The sequence below is a fragment of the Novosphingobium sp. Gsoil 351 genome (assembly GCF_009707465.1).
Lineage (GTDB): Bacteria > Pseudomonadota > Alphaproteobacteria > Sphingomonadales > Sphingomonadaceae > Novosphingobium.
Window position 1 is genome coordinate 3698640 of the sequence record NZ_CP046120.1, and the last position, 17754, is coordinate 3716393.

A 17754-nucleotide genomic window follows, 5' to 3' on the forward strand; every position below is an offset into this window, starting at 1 on the left:
CAGAAGAGATCGCTTCGATCGCGAGCTAGATACTCGAGCTTGCCGCGACGAAAGATGCCCGGCTTGCGACCATGGGAAGCTGCGCTGGCGGCCTCATCGCCTCCCTGCATCTGACCAACAAAGTCTGGGAAAGTGGCTTTGCCGAGGAGCGCGTTCTCTAACCAGTTACTATTGGCGCAATATACGAGGCTGACGCCAGCAATCCGATCAGCCTCCCGCCGGTCCTAAGCGCGATCGCCGGAGCTATCGACCAGATGCTCTGGGAGAAAAGGCGCATGCGATGGTGCGGCCGCAGGCAGATGGTAAAGTTCGAGATCCGACAGCCCGCGGCAATATCAGCTGCGGCGGTGAGCCAGGGTCGTCTAGCGGTAAGTGCGGCGCGGTGCGGCTGCTCAGGGTTGGCCGGACTGGTTGGTGGCGGTGCCATCTATATAGTAAGCACACGTCGATGCGGCGAACGCCGTGCAAACACCTCCGCCAGCGCAACCAGATCGAGCCCGTAGCGGATCTCAAACGCTGGCTCACCGATCTGGTGCTGCTCGGCGTGGTGGGCGCGACACAGGCTGATGGTCCAGCGATCGGAGGGTTTGAGCGCAATCCCGCCGTCGGTCCCGGTGCGGACGTGGGCGCACTCGATGGGCCCGGCAAGGCAGCCGGGTACCGAGCAGCGATGCTTGCGCACCCAGGCGCGGTGCGCGGGACAGGACCGCGCGGGGTTGGTGCGGCGCTCGCGGACGAGCCGGGGCGGGAGGGACACGCTAGCCATGCGCGGCGAGCCCTTCCGCGACCGCGATGGTGCTCGCCCGCTTCGCCCGCTCCGGCTTGGCCAGGCGACTGGCTTTGGCCCCGGGATGCGCCGCGGGAACACCCGCGGCCTCCGGGGTGACGCTGGCCGCCACCGGCTGCGCCAGCACCTTGCGCCGCGAAGCAATGGCCCACCCGACCCGCGCGTAGGCGGTGGGCTGCTCGCGCGCCAGCGCGGAGAGCTGGGCGCGGTTGCTGGCGAGCAGCCGCTCGATCGCCTCGGGGGTGACGCAGCTCTCGACCACCGCGGCGATGTCCTCGGCCCACTGGACCCAGCCTTCGACCGGCGCGGGGAGGGCTGCGATACCGCCGCGGCCCGACGAGCTGCGGCCCGACGAGCTGGGGCAGGGCGAACTGCGATCCGGGTCCTCGCGTCCGCTGGCGGGGATGCAGAACGCATGGAGTACCGCGTGCTTGTAGGCCGAGGTCATCGCCTTGGCGCTGGCCTTGTCGCCATGGTCGAGCGCCTCGCCGATCGCCTCGATGGTGTGCGACGAGCCATCCTCGACGCTGACCAGGTCGAACGCGACGCGCAGGACCACGTGGATGAGGTTTTGTCCCTCGGGATCGGTCCGCTCGCCCTGGGTCCGCTCGAGCACCCGGGGCAGGATACACAGATTGTGCTCGGCCAGCAGCGGCGCGAGCCGCTCGACCACCTCGTCGATGGCGCGATAGGCATAGCCCTCGTCGCGGTTGATCCGCTCTTTGGGCAGGCCGTGATGGGCGAAGGCGGCGGTGATGGCGCTGATCGCACCGTAGACCCGGGGCAGGCTCATGAGCGTTGCCCGCGGATCGGAGCGGCCTCCCTGATGGTGATCGCGCCGGCCTTGCTGCGTTTGGCCTCGATGCCGTGGCCGTAGGCGCGCGCGACATCGGCCTCGACCAGTTCCTTCAGCGACGAGGTTGCCGTGGCATGCGTCTTTGCCGCCTCCCGGTGCGCGAGCCAGTCGGCGGCGAACGTCGCCCAGGCGTTGTGCCCGGTCATGCATACCTCGCGCACCCCCACCGGTTTGGGGGCATAGCTGATAATGCTGATCACCGGAGGCTCGCCGCTTCGGACACAATGCCAGAACCGCATCTCGGCCTCGAGCAGATCTTCCTGGTACATCCAGTCCGAGGCCACCTCGTAGACCTCCCACTTGGAGTTGCCGTAGAGCACCGAGAGCAGCGCGGTCTCGCAGCCCACCACGGCCATGGTGTGCTGGAGCTGGGGCATGTAGCGTTGCAGCACTTCGTCGGGACTGCCGAACGGACTGGTGTGCTTGGCCTCCCAGATCGCACCTTGCTCCATCACGTACCCATCGAGCGTGGCGCTGCGCCAGGGTCGGACCGGGCAGCGCACGCGTTCCCCGACGCGGGTGACTGCATGCCCGACCAGCTTCTCGTACCACTGGCGGTTGAACGCCTCGGTCCAGCTGCCGAGCATGACCGCAAGCTTGTCCGACAGGTCTTCGGGCGCCACCTCGCCGCGCTTCTCGCGCCAGAGGCGCAAGATCCGCTCGGCCGAGCCCGACAGGATGGTGTTGGCGTCCGAACCGCCGATACTGCCCACCCGCTCGGCGATTGCCGCTGCGCTGAGGCCAAGCGAACCAAGCTCGGGCCAGATGGCCGATCCCCGCAATGGCACGCGCTCGGGTTGCGCGGCCGATCCTGGCCGACCTTGCGGAGTGGGCAGCACCTGCGCTGCCTGATCGTGTTTTGCCACGCGGGTTGATCCCCGTTTACCCGGGCGCGGGTTACCGGCATGAACCTTGGGCGAGGGTGCGGCGCGGGATGGCTGGGGGTTGCTCATGACAGCGCGCTCCCAGTGCCAGTGGTGGTGTCGGTGATGGTCTCACTGACCGCCGGGTCCGCCGGGGTGATCGCGTAGCGCGAGATGCCATCGCGCGTTGTCCGTACGATCGCGTGGCGCTTGTGCCGCAGCGTGGTGAGCGCGGCGCGAACGCTGTGCGACTGCCATCCCGTGGCCGCCATCAGCTCATCGATGCTGACGCCGCCGGGTTGACCAAGCAGCTCCATGACCAAGGTGTTCTTGCTCCGGGGCGGCGGCTGCAGCCCCTTGGCGTTCTCTGGCGCTGCGCCCTTTCTGGCCTGCGCTTGGGATCGTGGTTTCCGCCCGCGCGTGGCGACGCGGCTCGGGGCGTTGGTGGTCTTGCGGATCATGGGGTGTCTTTCGGTGTTCGAAGCCGCACCAGTGCTGCTTCCACCGACCACACCCCCGCCGGTCAGCCGGTCGGGGGTAACGCGCCGCTCAAGCGGCTGCATTCGCACGAGCAACCAATGCTCGCTTCGCCAGCACAGTCCACTCGAATGTCGAACACCCGAGCACAAATCCGCGTCCGGCAAAAAAGCTGGAGGTGGACTTGGCGGCCACATCGCGGCGAGGTGGCCTTGCAAGTGTGAACAATGATCAAAAGCGAGACCAGGAGGAGGAAACCGATGTCATCGCGACCGTTTGCACTGCTAACCGCCCGGTTTGAAGATGACGCGACCATCGCTGCGAAGGGGAAGGAACGCAGATCGCGCGAGGAACTCAAACACCGCGCCCAGCTGATAGCTGGCCACTTTGATGAGGTTGTGACCATTAACCGTGCGATCTTGGCTCTTACTGAGGATTGAGCCACTTTCGGGGCGCGAGCGAACCATGCCCTAAACGGGAAGGCTCCGGGCAGAAGGCAGAAAGCATCCGCCAGCCTCTCGGACGTCGTCGCTGTGGGGTTGCGCTTTCCCCGCTGCACGGGGCACTACTCGCGACTGATCGGGCGCACTACCTGGCGCCCGACGTTGTTACCGCCATCCTAAATGGAACGCAGCCAGCGAACCTTATGCCGGCCCAGCCGAGTACGACCCGGAAACGGGCATTCGCAATCGTCACAGGCACCGCTCAAACGATAAAGGGCGCAACCTTTCAGACTGCGCCCCCAATCGAGTTCGAAGACAAATGTTATGCTAGCTGGAGCAGACCGTTGCTCTGCCGACGACGACGCAACGCGAAGCCGATCACGCCGAAGCCTAATAGCATCATGGCCCAGGTCGCAGGCTCGGGAACCGGTGCGACCGCACCCTCGCCGATCTGCGCAAAGCTAGTAATAGTGTTACCGCCTGCAGAGAGATCGATACGATAGGTATTATTTTGGCTGGCGTCGAAGTTATTTCCGAATAGGAAACCGAAATTCAAGCGCGCGCTGTTCTGAACATCGCCCGTCGCGGTGGTGAAATTGTCGTTTCCGGGGAAAAACGGATTATAGCTGACAGCTTGACCGGTGAGCAGGCTGGTAAGTAGGATGTTCGCGTTCGAAGTATCAAAGCCGCCGTCGGAAAAAACGTTGCCGATGCTGAAGTCGTAGCTGATCGGGCTAGTGCCGAGTGCGAACGCGTAAACACCATTCGTCGATGCTGGCGCCGATACGCCGGTCTGATGAAAGCGAACCGCGAGCTCATTGTTATCGTTCACCAGAACGGTTGCATTTGCCGGCGTATAGTCGTTGCCAGCTCCATACTGAAATCCGCCAGTCGGATTAGAGTTATATGTGACAACCGACGCCGCATAGACCGCCGGAGCCGAGCTAAATGCAAGCGTGGCAACCAGCCCAATAACAAAATGCTTCATGTTCCATCACTCCATTTCGCTGGTCGGCTGGAGTTGCGAATAGATCGTAGTGGCAAACTATTATGCCAATTAATCATAGGTAAAGTGCGACAATCACCAGGGAGGCCCTGGCCATCAGCCTATTTTTACCAGTCCGCCCCCACTCACCCTAACGCTACAAGACGCGTTAACGGAGGTCCTAAATTTAAACTAACGATGTTGCAACCGGAATTTTTCGACTTTTCGTCAAAATTCAGAGCCTTAGCCTATATCAAATGACATAGACCGATAGTCCAGGCGCTCAAAACCGCAAATGTGCACTGCGCAATCTTCCTTTCTGATGGGTCACCCGAATGACTCCACAATTGGGTTCTTCGCCGCCTTGAGCTAGCTGGAAAAAACGGTGTGGTTGAGGGTGCCCGGGCTCAACGTTGCCGAGACACTTACGCTGCATTTTTGGGCGCTTTAGGACGGGCGATGCCCACTTTCGCAAACTGCCATTTAGGCGAAGCCAGCGGAAGCCGGCGTGTCAATTCCAAGCGATGCGGTTAAAGCAGGGCGATCGGCTTCCTCGGCGCGGACGAGGCTCTACCCGCAAGCTCCGCGGGCATCATGACCCCTATCAGGTCGCCCTCGTCGCGCCACACAACTCCTGCCGCTAGAAACGCCTTTTCGATCCGCTCAAGCATCACAACGTTGTTTGTACCAACCGCTTCAAAGTTGAAAACCGTCGAGCGGCTCACGCCTGCCATCTTGGCCAATCGATTCGTCGACCACCCAAGAGCCGCCCGAGCCATCCTTGATTGCATTCCGTCCATCTCAGACAGACTATCTCGGACTAACTTGCGGTGCAACGTACGGAAAGCGCTTGGTCCCGCTACAGGAATTGGCCGGTGGATGCCGCAAGTTCGGCAAGCATTGCTACAGAGACGTGCAACGGCGAGATCGCATTATGCTGTAATTCGCGGGCTGGCCCGGTTCGGCTGCCACAGCACGTTGCAGCGCACCCCACAAGTCGGCGGCTTGGCAATTGCCCGCTCGTTCATTCTCATGACGCGCATTCGAGACGAGGGCGAACGCAGGGTTCCAAGAATATTCTTCACGTAGGCTAGCCAGGCCGAGTGGATAGAAAGCAGGTTCGGAATTCATGCATCCATCCGGTGAGGGCCGCGGCCCCGGGAGGCGGGAAGGTCGGCGATACGAGCGAGGACATCGGCGAGCAAAGCTTGCGGATCGATGTCGTTGAGCCGCGCGATTTGGATGAGCGTGTAGAGTAAGTCAGAGCCGAACGGGCTAGCTCGAATGGATAAGCGCTTCGGCGTTCAGGCGTAAGTTACTGCGACCTTTTGCCCACGCCGACGCATTGCCGCTCCACTGATCCCAAAACCGATCAGCATCATTGCCCAACTCGCTGGTTCGGGTACCGCGGGTGCATTGATCAATCCATTGAAGTTCAGAGCGAGCCGCGAAGGTGGACCGCCCCGTACGTCGACTGTTCCGATGTTGACGAATGAACCACTCGCTCCATCGAAGATTCCAGTCCCGCCAGCGATGTTGTAAGTGAACTGCTGATCGAAGAGTCCCGCCACTCCCGCACGCGCAACTGATAAGCCATCGAACGCACCGTTGAGCAGCGATCCTCCAAAATCGAGCGCAAACGTACCTGTAACTGGCCCGGTCGCCCCCTGAGTGCAGGCGTCGTGGCTGTAGGTGAAGCTGCCCAGGTTCGAAGTGCCCGAACTGTTTTGAGGCATGACGATGCCGCGAAACGGTAGGGGGGTGCAGGCCGCACTGGCACTCACCGTGGCGGTGGCATTGGCGGACCCGATAAAGATCAACTCTGCGGCCTGAAGCGGCGCAGCAACACCAATGGCACCAAATCCGATCGCAGCTGACACAAGAATCCTGCGCTTGCTCATGACACTTACTCCCTCAGCTTTACAGGTCAGTCGCCTGCCAACTGACAGCACGCGAACGGCAGGAGGTGAGTGGGTCAAACGGCGGCTGCGGTGAATGATGGGACGCCGATGATTTGCCGATGATTTGCCGAGGGTGGTTCGGGCCGCGCCTTTCGCATCGCGGACGAACTCACTCCGGAAGCCATACTATGATCGCATCCGGCGGCGCCTGGTGTGCCCCGAAACCGCCCGCCATTGCTGGCATCTGAAACGTGCACCTGATCAGGGAGGCGGTTCAATCGATTGCGCTCGCCGCCGGACGCTCCACGAACAATGCGGGACCGGCTGCAGTGTTTCGCGGCCACAGCCGGTCCCGCAAGCTCTGGTCGATTGCGACCCAACCAGGGGAGCCCGGCCGAAATGCTGTTAGGTCGGACAGATACTAGACTCTCGTTCCACGCACGGGTTCCGTCTCGACGGCTTCCGGTTGATCAGATCGGGGTTTTTTGTGGAGGTCGCATAAGTCGCGCCCACTTTCTGATGGGCGGGGCACGGCTCCGTGCTCTTCGATCCAATTGGCGTGCAACTCCATGTCCGTGGAGATTTTCAAAAAAAGTTGCGCTCGATCGGGTTCGGCAACGGCGCGTGCACGATAGTCGCCCCCAGCTTGCACCGCACGCTGGGATCGCGGGTATGCACCGCCTCTGCTCCCCCCGAAGCGAACGTGACTGCCGCCAATTATACCCGATCAAACTGGGTGGGGAGTTTCCTATGCCCAGCTTGGCGAAGCCGCCTTAACTCAACTTCGGGCCTTCGTCGGATCGATAGTCTCACCAAGTTGAACGCCGAAACGATCGCCGAGAACCCACGCAACTGTGCCCTCCACCCAACCAATATTGCGCAGATCGAAACCAACGGACGAACCAGGCCGTACGGGCACATCGCCCTCCGCCAGAAGGCCGGTTTCGGACAGGTTCCGAACCTTCACACGATATTCCGCATCCTCGCCAGCCAAGCGCAGAGTCGCAAATAGGAAAACGCTATCGCGCGGAGCGCGGCGGTTTTCATCCTCGACCAATGGCGGCATCCTCTTCGTGGAACCTTACCATGCTTCTGGCCAATCATAGCGGCAGTTTGGGCGACGCTGAAATGATTGATCCAGAATGCAACATGCCAAGACTTCGGGCTTGCCTCGGCCGGCACAGTCCGAGAAAGCTCTCCCTCTTCATGAGTTTAGAAGCACCCATGGTCTCTTCGCGACCTATCCGCGAAGTCGTGGTCATCGGACCGGATGGGCATTTACGAAAGTGGGAGCACATCAAGGCCGAAATCATCGACAACGCGCTGCTGGCTTGCGACCTGAACGTCACCCAGGCTTGTGAAGCGATCGGGGTGGGACGGAGCAGTTTCTATCGCAGGCGTCGCCCTTCGCGCACTCGCTCTAAGTCGCGGCTGGTTTAGCCCAAGGATCGCTAGTTTGCACCCTGACCATCAAGTCGGGATAGGGCCGGCACAGCACGCGGGCGTCATCGGGCGAGACGTCCGGCCACTCTCTCCAATCCTGCCGTCTGAGAATCACGGGCATGCGGACACGAACCCGAACCCCATGTGCGCGTGTGAGATCGCAGGCTTGCCAGCGCTAATCTGGTCTGTTGTAAGCTAATCCGGCAGGACTAGGGGGCTTGGCCATGGCGCTTCGATCGATCGCGATACTGATGGGGTTGGCCGTGTTGGGACTTTCGACCCCCTCGGCAGCCGCCGTGCAGCTAGTGTCGGGCGGGAAGCTTACTGGGGCAAATGGTGTCGACGTCGGAGGGGCGCTTTACGACGTGACCTTTGCGGAAGGGACGTGTGCAGGTGTTTTCGGCGGCTGCAACGAGCTTTCGGACATAACTTTCACTTCGCTAACTGCTGCGAATGCCGCGTCGCAAGCATTGCTCGATCAGGTATTCCTCGACAGCGATCTTGGCCAATTCGATTCTGACTTCAGTCGCACATTTGGCTGCGCAGCAAATTCGGACGGCTTTTGCTTTGTAATCGTTCCGTATGAAGTGTTCGACGACGCAAGCTTCTCCGGAGCAGGAGCGGTGAATTACAATTCTCTTGCTGACTCAGTTGGTTCGATCGGCGCCAGTTCGGCCTTCAACACGGCGAATGCCAATGCCAACAATAGCGTGTTCGCCCGCTTTAGATCGTCATCCCTCGCGGCGGTGCCGGAACCAGCTACTTGGGCGATGATGTTGCTCGGTTTCGGCATGATCGGATTTGGGATGCGTCGGCGGATGACAGCCAACACGCAGGTCCGGTTTTCAAACATTTAGCGACAGCCCTATTCGGCCAAATCCGAGGCGATCTCAAAGACCGAGTTCTCGCAAGCGATCGAGTCGCAACGCTGCTCGAGCCACAGCAAGTGAAGGGTCGTCCACACCTGCGACCTATACCGTATGACAAAGGCGCGCGGGGAAGTGGCAAGACTTTTCAAATCCGCGATCGGCCAAGTCGGCAACGCTGGTGGCGAGGTTTACCCCGGCTATCCCGGCCTGGTAGTTGCCGGTGGCGATCTGCGATCCATGACCTGGGGCTTCCCGCTGGTGCTCAAAGGCAAGACCGGCCAACCGCTCAAACCCAGACCGGTCAACAATACGGGCGCCGACAAGCTGGCCAGCTTCATGTGGCGCTACTCGTTTCAGGATCGTCGCTGCCTGTTCCTGGTAACCGAATTTGCCGAGGCGGAAGGCGAGAAGGGCGCCAAGACCCGGACCTGGTTCCGGTTGCCTGACCAGGGACGTGTTCGCTGTCGCGGGTATCTGGAGGGTACGCCGGAGTGGGGTCCGGCCTATTCGATGATCATGATCGAAACCTGTATGAATGTCGCCGATGTGGATGATCGCATGCCCGTAATCCTCCGGCCGCAGGATTGGCGAGACTGGCTGGACGGCGCGCCAGATGATGCCGCGATCCTCTGCCGCCCATACCCCGACGTGATGGTGAAGGAGCAGACCACTGTTCCATGGGTGAAGCGGGCAAGCACAGAGGTGATCTACACGTAACTCAGGCCACCGGAGGGGGGAGAACGCGATGAATAACCATGGGGTTCTAGTCGGATGGACTCACCAGGAATTTGGGCAAAAGCTCGTTCTGAATCTCCAGACGGTGAAGCAAATTGGGTCACCCGACGACATTGATCGCACTACGATCCTGCTCACCAAGAACCAAGCGGCCGTTCTTGGAAATTACCTATTCCAGATCGCTGGGCACTCGCCCCCGGTTCCGGGAGAGCGTTCCTGGCTCAGACGGGTGTTCGGCTGAGGCCGCGTGTTACAGGCGCCGCAGGCATCGCCAAAATACGCGCAATTTGCCCGTCGATGCCTGCTGGGCGTAATGACGGGGGCTTGCGGCCGTGCCCACGGGGGACGCCACTGTCGCTGTCTGAGCGCCTCGCACAACACCCAGAGGGTTGTCTTACGGTGCCACAGCCCCAGTTTAGAGGCGCGCAAACGTCCCTTCCTGTTCCAACGTCCCATGGCAACGACAACATCGCGGAACTGCGCACGAAAGCGACTAGGCTGAACGCTGATTGGCCGCGCTGCGTAGGGCCGGCCCAGGCTATCAACCTTGGCTGGCACGACCGCTGGGGCGCAGGGCGGCGATCTCACCATGGGCGCGTACGCAGCCGTAGCGCGCGCTTCACCCTGCCGCTCGCTGTGCGTTCCTTGAGAATCCGCTTCCAGTGGATGAGTTGGAACCGCACGAACTGGCTGAAGCTGTCGACCTGATCGTCGTAGCGGCCCGCAGGAAAGGCTTTGAGCTCATTGCGGAAGTCTGTGAGCCACGGGGCTTCTGCAGGGAGTAAAAACTGACCGGCTTCGACTTCGGCCAAACAGCCTGCGAATCGCTCTTCCTTGCTGGCGGACGGACGGATCATCACTGGGCGGAAAGGACCGGTCGCCGCCAGTTCCTGGCAAAGGCAAAATCCACTGCCGGCCTTCTCGATTAGCACTAGGTCAGCAGTCCAACGGCGCTGCAGCTCGATTACCGCGCGCTTCAGGTCTGGAAAATCCAACCGATGGCGGAATACTTCCAGAAGGTACCAGTTTTTGGTTGCTAGCTCGAACCCCCAGGTGGTGCAGACCGAATAGTCGCTGGTCGGCGCGGCCGACATGCCGGTGTCCCAGCTCTGCACGACTTTAAGAAAGCGATGCCGCTGGGGTGCCGTGCTGTAGGTCCCGAACCACTCCATACGGATGAGGTTGCCCTCTGGAGCGATCGGATCCTGCTGGTACTGGGCGGAGAATACCGGGGAGCCCAAATCGCGGCGTAGTTGATCCAGCACAGCCAAGCTCTCGCGCTGGGGGTCCAGCAAGTCTCCGACCATGCGCTTGTGAAACCGGCCCGCTCCGATGGCCACTTGCTCTTCCTTCTCGGCGATCGCCGGCAGGTTGAGGTGTTGGTAACCCTTTTCGAGCAGGTACGCGGGTAGATCGTCCTCATGCAGCCGCTGCTGGATGGAGAGGATTACCCCGGCGCCCTTGGCGTCGAGCCGGGTTAATAGGGTATTGTCAAACCAGCCGTGCAGCTCCTCGCGCGTCGCCTGGCTGCGAGCCTCGTCCGCCTTCATGCAGTCGTCGACGATGATGATGTCGGCACCAAATCCCGTGACGCTTCCCCCACCGAGACCGCCTTGCGAGATCCGCCGGCGGTGGTCACGAGTTCAAGCGCCCGGTTGCCTCCATCGCGAATCCGGGTTCCGGGAAAGTCCGCCTGGTACCACGCCGCCTCCAGGATCGTGCGGGTCTGGTTCGAATGAAGCCGAGCAAGGTCCTGGCTATAGCTGGCGACCATGATCTTAAGGCCTGGATCGTGGCCCAAGAGCCAAGCGACGAGCGCAACCGACGCTGAAATCGATTTGAGGTGGCGCGGGGGAACTGTGATGACCAAGCGCCGGGTGCGGCCGGTTAGGACGCCCTCGAGCGCGTAGCACATCGCCTTAATATACCACGCAAGACGGAGCGGGGGCGCACCGGGATGGAGCGTCTCGAACACCTTCATGACGAACAGCGAAAGGTCTTGCCGTCGAGCGGCGGCCAGCGCGCTGGTCACACATACTGTCATTGGTCTGGCTCCCCTGTCGGGGCGAAGCTTGCTTTGAGTTCTTCGAGGATGGCGAGATCGGTAGCGGTGAGCTCTTGGTTGGACATCGTTGCCAAAGCTGGCGCGGGGGCGTCGGGAACCGCGCTTGCGTAGAGCGCATACAGCTGCTGGAGCGCGCGTTGATTGCCCTTCATCGCCAGCTCGACGGTCTTGTGAAGCACCGCCTCCATCCGGCTCATCCGTTTATCCCCCGCGGCGGTGCGAACCGCGACCTTCTGGGTGAGCGTCTCGCGAACCATGGTCTTGAGCCCCTTGGCACCCCGCGGGCGGCCCTTGGGGTTGCCCGACCGGCCGGGTTTGAACCGGCTCTCGAATGGGGGCTTCTTGTAGCCGACATCGTAGTCGGTCCCCGTCTCGAGCGGGATCCCAACCTCGCTTGGCGGCTTTACTACTGCCGGAGGCTCGCAAGTGGGTGCTGGTCGTTCTCGCTGGCGGATCCGCGGTCCGGGGATCGGGCGCGGGTCGGTTTGGGCCCCGCTGGCGGCAGCAAAAGTTGGCGTTGAGGTATTGCGGTCGGTCGACATTGGGCGATTCCAAACGGTAGAGGGTTTGGCGAGAAAGATGGCGGCCTTGATGGGCCTGGCCGGTTCGTCAGGCGCCGTCGCCAGCGCCCGGAAGAGTGCCATCCACGCTGGGCGATCTGCGGCGCTCGGCGACCGCGTCAAAGGTCTCGCCAGTGTCGACCAGCGTCGCCTTTTGCCCGGTCATTTTTTCCCAGCGGCGGATCGCAACGTCAATGTAGCGCGGGTCGATCTCGATACCGTACCCGACCCGTCGGGTTCGTTGGGCAGCCAGGATGGTGGTGCCCGACCCCATGAAGCCGTCAATGACGATCTCATTAGGGTTCGTGACGTCGCGTATGGCATCCGCAGCAAGCGCTGCAGGCTTTTTGGTCGGATGCTCCGCGAGTTCCGCTAGGCGGTTCTTCCCGAATGTGTTAACTCCGGGGTAGTCCCAGACGTTAGTGCGGTAGCGGCCGTAACGGCCCAACTCGACGTTGTTGGTGTGCTTGGCAGTGCCCTTCTTGGCGATCCAGAACAGTTCGTGTTTGGAGCGGTATAAGGAGCCCATGCCGCCGTTAGTCTTGTTCCAGACACACAGGTTGAGCAGGGTTAGGTTGTTGGATTCCATCGCCGCCAGAATCTCGGGGCTGTGACGCCAATCCATCGCCAGCGTGAGCACGCCACCGTCCTTGAGCACGCCCGCCATATGACCAATACTTGTGGCCAAAAAGACGGTAAACTCGCCCGCGCTCATTTCGCCCGAGGCCATCGCGAACTCCGCGTGTTTAACCCTTCCTAAGCCGCTAACGTGCCCGTTGACCGGAAGGTTGAACGGCGCGTCGGTGAACACCATCGCCCCGGTCTGGCCGTCCATCAGCCGAACCCAGTTTTGGCCGTCGAGGCTCGACCCGCAAAGCAAGCGATGCGGTCCCATAAGCCACAGGTCACCCAGACTCGAAACAGGTATGGAGGGCGGCTCGACAATCTCGTCTGCGGGATCGCACGTGTGCTCCTGATAGGCCGGCGCATCGAGGATCAGATCGATCTCGGCGGTGTCCCAGCCGAGGATTTCGACGGGCGCTTCGTCGATGGCTATGATCGCATCCAACTCGATCGCCAGTTGCTGCTCGTCCCAGGTGGCTAGTTCGGCCAGGCGGTTGTCAGCCAACCGATAGGCGCGAACTTGCGCTTTGGACCAGTGGCCCGCGACAAGCACCGGAACCTCGCCAACACCGAGCCGCCGCGCCGCTTCGACTACCGCTTCGCCGGCGACAATAACGCCGCCTTCGTCAATCAGCGCAGGCATCGCGAAACCGAACTGGGTGAGCGAAGCCATCAGTTTGACGATCTGCTTTTCGGGATGCTTCCGCGGGTTGCCAGCGTAAGGAATCAGGCTTTCCAGGGATTGGTAGTGGATCGGGCCGAGCTTGTGCTCGAGCATCGCGAGCTGGTTGGCGAGGCGGGTAGAAGAGGCGGTCCGAGCTGGTGACTTTCGCATGACTTGTTCCTTCGCGTTGCCAGCGAAGGAAGCAGCAGGGCAGGCAGCAAGCGCGGCGAAGCCGAACAACCGTCACCCCGCCGCGCTTTCGCGTGGCAGTGTTGAGTTGTCCTTTTCGTGCTGCCAACTGCCGCCGGTGGCGAATGCTGAATGCTCTAAAGAGACGGCGATCTCTTAGCCTTAGGCAGGCGTCCTGTAAAGTATAAACTTTTCTTTCGAGCCCACCCGCACAAACGTGGAAAGTCTATATGAAAATCGTCTAACAAACAGACAGGTATTAATGGCAAAGTGTAAGTAAATACGTGATGAGAAGCATAGCGCCGTGTGGCCCGGGATTTTGAACAGGGTCGAGCGTTGCCTCGCAGGTGGACCTCGGTTGTTCAGGCCGGTGCCAGTGGCGATGATCCTGCCGCCGCAGCCCAAGAGGTGATGGTCAAGCTAAAGATCACTCTTTTGGTGCCAACATCCCTGAAGGCGATCCTAAGCTCGCTGTTTGTGCCAGAAATTTCCCTGTTCCGATTCTAGGGAATCATCAGAGCGAACTTGGGGCTTTCCGAGGATATCGACGCCTTTCCGACATCTGTTGAAGACATCGATTCCGCGCATTCCCTGTAAATTCCCGCATATCAGTGAACCCCACCAAGGAGCGGTTTGCGCTCGACTGCTTGCACCGGCGGTTTAGCAGCCTTCAAGGCAACCTCGGTCAGGTGCACTTAACCGGCCCGCACCTACAGCGAGCGCGCCAAAGATTATGCCTGAAATGAGGGCGCCCGAACCGCTAGTTGGCTTTGCGCGCTACGGTGTTAGCGCGGCTCAGAGATCCAGAAACAGTTATGGCGGAGACGGAGTCCGCCAAACCATCGGCCGGATGCAGCCTATTCCGTCCAAACAATTCTCGCAAAACCGGTGATATTCGGCGATAACCGCTGCCAGCCGTTCATATCTGTTCGTTTGCGTTCCCATAAAACCGCGCTATTATCGGGGAGCGGTTATGGGAACGGCTGGCGAAACGCGCAACGGTGGCGCGGCGCAAGGTTTGATTTCCTGACAGGGAGCCGAAATGCCTCGCAAGCTCAGCAACGCGCTTACCCCGCTGGCAGTGAAGAACGCCAAGCCTGGCCGCCATGCGGACGGTGGTGGGCTGCATTTGTTGGTGAAGCCGACCGGCGCGCGCTCGTGGGTCTATCGTTTCATGCTGGCGGGCCGGACGCGCGACGTTGGCCTTGGCGCGGCTGGGCCGGGCGCAATGTCGCTTGCCGATGCCCGCGACGAGGCGGCGGCGCTGCGGCAGAAGGTTAAAGCCGGGACCGATCCCCTAGCCGAACGCGAGCGAGAAGCGGCTCAGGCACTCGCCACTGCTCAGGCGTCCAAGGTGGCCGGGACTACGTTCAAGGAAGTGGCGACCACCTACATCGCCTCGAATGAGGAGAGCTGGCGCAATCCCAAGCATCGCCAGCAATGGGGAAATACGCTTGCCAGCTACGTCTATCCGGTGATCGGCGACTTGGCCGTCGCGGACGTGGAAACAGCGCACGTGCTCAAAATCCTTGAGCCGATCTGGAAAGGCAAAGCCGAGACTGCCAGCCGAGTGCGCGGGCGGATTGAAACCATCCTCGATAGCGCCAAGGCGCGCGGATACCGCCAAGGCGAAAACCCGGCGCGTTGGCGTGGCCACCTTGCGCAAATCCTTCCCGCGCGCACCCGTCTGTCGCGCGGCCACCACAAGGCCATCGCCTACGACGAAATTCCGGCATTTGTTCGCGCACTCCGCGCGCGCGAGGCGGTCGCCGCGCTGGCGCTGGAATTTACCATCCTCACTGCTGCCCGCTCCGGCGAGGTGATCGGCGCACGCTGGAGCGAGGTCGATCTGGCCAAGGCCATTTGGACCGTCCCAGCGGACCGCATGAAGGCCGCGAAAGAGCATCGGGTTCCCCTGTCAACCCGCGCGGTGGCAATCCTTGAAAGCCTCCAGCCGTTGGAGAGCGAATGGCTCTTCCCCGGCGCGAAGGGTAACAAGCTGTCGGGCATGGCCATGGCGATGCTCATGCGCCGGATGAAGGTTGACGCGACCGTGCACGGCTTCCGCTCGGGCTTCCGCGATTGGGCAGCCGAGTGCACCGCCTATGCCCATGAGGTCGCCGAAATGGCCCTGGCGCACACCATCGAAAACAAGGTGGAGCGGGCCTATCGGCGCGGCGACCTGTTCGAAAAGAGACGGCGGCTTATGACTGATTGGGCCGCCTATTGCGCCAGCGACGGCGGGGCTAGTGGGAAGGTTTCTCCGATCCGAAAGCCCTTTGAAAACCGCGCTTGATGTGCCGCATTAGATGGGGATGCTGGGGCTAGTACAAGGGGGGGATTCGTGATGCGCAATAGCTGGGTCATTACGATCGCTGTTTTGGGCCTTGGTATGGGTTCCGGAGTTGAACCTGCATCGGCGCAAAGTGCGGCTCTCCTGCTATTTGACGGCGAAAAAGGGGAGCAGTTTGCTGGCTGCTTAAATTGCGGCCGATACGATCAAGCTTCAGTGTGCAACCGTTACGGGGACTACGGATCGCGCTACTCGTCGAAAAGCATATGGAATCGATACGGCGATTTTGGATCACGTTACGCGACAAATAGCCCCTGGAGCCGCTATGGCGCGGGTCTGAGAGTCGTTGATCCCAAGGGCAATTATTATGGTCGATTTTCGCTCTCAAGCTATGGGCAATCCAAGCTCCCAATAGTTCGCGCGCTGCTCGCGGCTTATGAAGCCGACGATGATCTTGAGAAGCTTCGGGACGCCCTCTGCGACAGTTAAGCCTTTGCGGCAATTTGCGTCGATCAACGTTTGCCCTTCATGAGACTAGCCCTAAATTTTAAAGGGGATAGGCCGGCCAGCCGACAAGCGCGCATCCCACGCGCTTCCCCGCCTCACCTCTTGGGAACCGCTCGGGAGGCGGATGCATGGAACTTGCGTTAGCAGAAGAGGAACGGCTTTTTTGGGCGGCTTTTTGGATGCGTGATCGAAGAGTAACGCGCGACTTCGATGACGCCGGACGCAGTTTGTGCGCCTACCATATCAAGGCCCTTGTCGAGAATGCCGAGCTTGAGATCTCGACTTTTGCAACGAGACTTAAAACGACCGGTTATCCATCATGGGACGTCAATATGCGTGCCAGCGCAATGTTGCAAAAATTCGCCGTCGATAAGCGGATGGTCGGCAAAAGCTGGCCATCGATCGCGCGAGAGGTGCTTGAGCGAGAGCTGACGCGAGCTTCAAAAGCCCTTTGGGAATACCTCAAGGCTACCGACACGTTACGTGGAGGTGCGAAGGAAGGATTCCAACCGCACCAATCTCGCGCGCCATCGGTGAAGAGCGGGCGACCTCCTGCCGACGACATAATTTTAGCTAAGGCCGATGAAATGAAAGCCAAGGGATTAAACACTTACGAGATCGCGAGTCTGCTGCGGATGGAGACCGGTTTCGAGAACGTTACAACGACGGCGGCGCGCAATCTCATCAAGGGGCGGTGGAAGCCGACTGGCAGGCCTAAAAGGGGTGAGACCTAAAACACGCATCCTCATCGCGCACATGCGGAGTTAGCCGCGCATTTCTCGTTGGGCTTTGGAGGACCCGGTTCAAATGAAACCGAGGGAAACCAATGCCAACCGAAAAACGCGAGCCGCCCAGAATTGCCTACAGCATCAAAGAGGCATGTCAGGCGTCCAGTCTGGGGCGGACCACTCTCTATTCCCATATTGCGGCGGGTCGCTTGCTGGCGCGGCGCATCGGCGGGCGCACCATCATCCCGGCGGATAGTCTGCACGCACTTCTGACCGGGGAGGAGTGATCCATGCCCCAGACAAGCAAAACCCCGGCAGTTGAGGCCGGGGCTTCGCGCGATAGCTGTGGTGGGCGTTCGCAATCCCTTCCTAGCCTGGACCTCTACCGGGCGCAATTCCTGACTTGCGCTTACGCTGTCCGGCCCGAAATGGCCGTCATGGTCGCGGCGCTGGCTTTCGGGGGAGGGTCGGCATGATCGACATTCATGCAATCCGCCGGGACAACCCCTTGCCGGACGTGGCGGGCAACGTGGTCGCGCTCAAACCCAGCCGCACCGAATGGCTGGGGTGCTGTCCGTTCCACGCCGAACGCACACCCAGCTTCACGATTTTCGCTGGCGGGGAGCGATTCCGTTGTTTCGGGTGCGGAGCTTCGGGTGACGTGTTTGATTTCGTGCAGCGATACTATGGCGTGACGCTGTCCGAAGCCGCGCGGTTGCTGTGTGCAGGCAACGTTCCCAAACAGGCCATGGCGACCCAGCCATC

18 protein-coding genes and 2 pseudogenes are annotated in these 17754 nt (G+C 61.0%); 8 read left to right on the top strand and 12 right to left on the bottom strand.

Going from position 1 to position 17754, the window contains the following annotated elements; genetic code table 11:
- Positions 1-427: 427 nt before the first annotated feature.
- The 8 genes and pseudogenes from GKE62_RS19275 to GKE62_RS17830 all read right to left on the bottom strand — a co-directional run bounded on the left by GKE62_RS19275 (position 428) and on the right by GKE62_RS17830 (position 7369).
- Positions 428-766 carry a hypothetical protein gene (locus GKE62_RS19275; protein WP_230206800.1) on the bottom strand — a complete coding sequence of 113 codons (339 nt, stop codon included), beginning with the start codon at positions 764-766 and terminating at the stop codon, positions 428-430.
- A complete protein-coding gene (locus tag GKE62_RS17805) occupies positions 759-1580 on the bottom strand; it encodes an ERF family protein (protein ID WP_195908516.1) in 822 nt (273 codons plus the stop codon). The genes GKE62_RS19275 and GKE62_RS17805 overlap by 8 nt, the downstream gene beginning before the upstream one ends.
- The gene (locus tag GKE62_RS17810; RefSeq protein ID WP_195908517.1) at positions 1577-2509 is read right to left on the bottom strand and encodes a YqaJ viral recombinase family protein; all 933 of its coding nucleotides are present in this window, start codon (positions 2507-2509) and stop codon (positions 1577-1579) included. The genes GKE62_RS17805 and GKE62_RS17810 overlap by 4 nt, the downstream gene beginning before the upstream one ends.
- A gap of 83 nt (positions 2510-2592) precedes the next feature.
- Positions 2593-2967, bottom strand: coding sequence for a DUF3489 domain-containing protein (locus GKE62_RS18625; RefSeq protein WP_195908518.1), 375 nt, complete (start codon positions 2965-2967; stop codon positions 2593-2595).
- A gap of 781 nt (positions 2968-3748) precedes the next feature.
- Complete coding sequence (locus tag GKE62_RS17820; protein ID WP_154693397.1) at positions 3749-4414, bottom strand: PEPxxWA-CTERM sorting domain-containing protein; 666 nt, start codon at positions 4412-4414, stop codon at positions 3749-3751.
- Positions 4415-5538: 1124 nt separating this feature from the next.
- A pseudogene (locus GKE62_RS18630) lies at positions 5539-5667 on the bottom strand (transposase domain-containing protein); the annotation flags it as partial.
- 48 nt (positions 5668-5715) lie between these two features.
- Positions 5716-6312, bottom strand: a complete 597-nt coding sequence (locus GKE62_RS17825) for a PEPxxWA-CTERM sorting domain-containing protein (RefSeq protein ID WP_154693398.1) — start codon at positions 6310-6312, stop codon at positions 5716-5718.
- Positions 6313-7090: 778 nt separating this feature from the next.
- Complete coding sequence (locus GKE62_RS17830; RefSeq protein WP_230206801.1) at positions 7091-7369, bottom strand: PilZ domain-containing protein; 279 nt, start codon at positions 7367-7369, stop codon at positions 7091-7093.
- A 29-nt stretch (positions 7370-7398) separates the two neighbouring features.
- Here GKE62_RS17830 and GKE62_RS17835 point away from each other — a divergent pair, with 29 nt between their 5' ends.
- The 3 genes from GKE62_RS17835 to GKE62_RS17845 all read left to right on the top strand — a co-directional run bounded on the left by GKE62_RS17835 (position 7399) and on the right by GKE62_RS17845 (position 9341).
- Positions 7399-7752, top strand: coding sequence for a helix-turn-helix domain-containing protein (locus GKE62_RS17835; RefSeq protein ID WP_195908519.1), 354 nt, complete (start codon positions 7399-7401; stop codon positions 7750-7752).
- A 227-nt stretch (positions 7753-7979) separates the two neighbouring features.
- On the top strand, positions 7980-8612 hold the full coding sequence (locus GKE62_RS17840) for a PEPxxWA-CTERM sorting domain-containing protein (RefSeq protein WP_230207101.1): 633 nt from the start codon (positions 7980-7982) through the stop codon (positions 8610-8612).
- A gap of 123 nt (positions 8613-8735) precedes the next feature.
- Entirely contained in the window at positions 8736-9341 is a 606-nt protein-coding gene (locus tag GKE62_RS17845) for an SOS response-associated peptidase family protein (RefSeq protein ID WP_154693401.1), read from the top strand.
- Positions 9342-9943: 602 nt separating this feature from the next.
- Here GKE62_RS17845 and terL read toward each other — a convergent pair.
- From terL to GKE62_RS17865, 4 genes are all read right to left on the bottom strand, one after another.
- Positions 9944-10909, bottom strand: a complete 966-nt coding sequence (terL, locus tag GKE62_RS17850) for a phage terminase large subunit (RefSeq protein ID WP_195908520.1) — start codon at positions 10907-10909, stop codon at positions 9944-9946.
- The gene (locus GKE62_RS17855; RefSeq protein ID WP_154693403.1) at positions 10906-11403 is read right to left on the bottom strand and encodes a hypothetical protein; all 498 of its coding nucleotides are present in this window, start codon (positions 11401-11403) and stop codon (positions 10906-10908) included. Before GKE62_RS17855 ends, terL begins: the two co-directional genes overlap by 4 nt.
- Positions 11400-11966: a DUF5681 domain-containing protein gene (locus GKE62_RS17860; protein WP_154693404.1), complete on the bottom strand. Its 567-nt coding sequence runs from the start codon at positions 11964-11966 to the stop codon at positions 11400-11402. Before GKE62_RS17860 ends, GKE62_RS17855 begins: the two co-directional genes overlap by 4 nt.
- Before the next feature lie 67 nt (positions 11967-12033).
- Positions 12034-13512, bottom strand: coding sequence for a DNA methyltransferase (locus GKE62_RS17865; protein ID WP_230206802.1), 1479 nt, complete (start codon positions 13510-13512; stop codon positions 12034-12036).
- Positions 13513-14503: 991 nt separating this feature from the next.
- Between GKE62_RS17865 and GKE62_RS17870 the strand changes: the two genes are divergently transcribed.
- The 5 genes and pseudogenes from GKE62_RS17870 to GKE62_RS19280 all read left to right on the top strand — a co-directional run.
- Entirely contained in the window at positions 14504-15757 is a 1254-nt protein-coding gene (locus GKE62_RS17870; RefSeq protein ID WP_154693405.1) for a site-specific integrase, read from the top strand.
- Positions 15758-15808: 51 nt separating this feature from the next.
- The gene (locus tag GKE62_RS17875) at positions 15809-16243 is read left to right on the top strand and encodes a hypothetical protein (RefSeq protein ID WP_195908521.1); all 435 of its coding nucleotides are present in this window, start codon (positions 15809-15811) and stop codon (positions 16241-16243) included.
- Positions 16244-16389: 146 nt separating this feature from the next.
- Positions 16390-16995, top strand: a complete 606-nt coding sequence (locus GKE62_RS17880) for a hypothetical protein (RefSeq protein ID WP_154693407.1) — start codon at positions 16390-16392, stop codon at positions 16993-16995.
- Positions 16996-17087: 92 nt separating this feature from the next.
- Positions 17088-17276 (top strand): helix-turn-helix domain-containing protein, encoded by a 189-nt coding sequence (locus tag GKE62_RS17885; protein ID WP_154693408.1) that lies wholly within the window; start codon positions 17088-17090, stop codon positions 17274-17276.
- A 185-nt stretch (positions 17277-17461) separates the two neighbouring features.
- Positions 17462-17656: pseudogene (locus tag GKE62_RS19280) on the top strand (CHC2 zinc finger domain-containing protein); the annotation flags it as partial.
- Positions 17657-17754: the final 98 nt, after the last annotated feature.

Bases quoted from the DNA above. Each gene is read 5' to 3' on its own strand.
- GKE62_RS19275 (WP_230206800.1), bottom strand. From the start codon at position 766: ATGGCTAGCGTGTCCCTCCCGCCCCGGCTCGTCCGCGAGCGCCGCACC.
- GKE62_RS17805 (WP_195908516.1), bottom strand. From the start codon at position 1,580: ATGAGCCTGCCCCGGGTCTACGGTGCGATCAGCGCCATCACCGCCGCC.
- GKE62_RS18625 (WP_195908518.1), bottom strand. From the start codon at position 2,967: ATGATCCGCAAGACCACCAACGCCCCGAGCCGCGTCGCCACGCGCGGG.
- GKE62_RS17820 (WP_154693397.1), bottom strand. From the start codon at position 4,414: ATGAAGCATTTTGTTATTGGGCTGGTTGCCACGCTTGCATTTAGCTCG.
- GKE62_RS17825 (WP_154693398.1), bottom strand. From the start codon at position 6,312: ATGAGCAAGCGCAGGATTCTTGTGTCAGCTGCGATCGGATTTGGTGCC.
- GKE62_RS17835 (WP_195908519.1), top strand. From the start codon at position 7,399: ATGCTTCTGGCCAATCATAGCGGCAGTTTGGGCGACGCTGAAATGATT.
- GKE62_RS17840 (WP_230207101.1), top strand. From the start codon at position 7,980: ATGGCGCTTCGATCGATCGCGATACTGATGGGGTTGGCCGTGTTGGGA.
- GKE62_RS17845 (WP_154693401.1), top strand. From the start codon at position 8,736: ATGACAAAGGCGCGCGGGGAAGTGGCAAGACTTTTCAAATCCGCGATC.
- terL (WP_195908520.1), bottom strand. From the start codon at position 10,909: ATGAAGGCGGACGAGGCTCGCAGCCAGGCGACGCGCGAGGAGCTGCAC.
- GKE62_RS17855 (WP_154693403.1), bottom strand. From the start codon at position 11,403: ATGACAGTATGTGTGACCAGCGCGCTGGCCGCCGCTCGACGGCAAGAC.
- GKE62_RS17860 (WP_154693404.1), bottom strand. From the start codon at position 11,966: ATGTCGACCGACCGCAATACCTCAACGCCAACTTTTGCTGCCGCCAGC.
- GKE62_RS17870 (WP_154693405.1), top strand. From the start codon at position 14,504: ATGCCTCGCAAGCTCAGCAACGCGCTTACCCCGCTGGCAGTGAAGAAC.
- GKE62_RS17875 (WP_195908521.1), top strand. From the start codon at position 15,809: ATGCGCAATAGCTGGGTCATTACGATCGCTGTTTTGGGCCTTGGTATG.
- GKE62_RS17880 (WP_154693407.1), top strand. From the start codon at position 16,390: ATGGAACTTGCGTTAGCAGAAGAGGAACGGCTTTTTTGGGCGGCTTTT.
- GKE62_RS17885 (WP_154693408.1), top strand. From the start codon at position 17,088: ATGCCAACCGAAAAACGCGAGCCGCCCAGAATTGCCTACAGCATCAAA.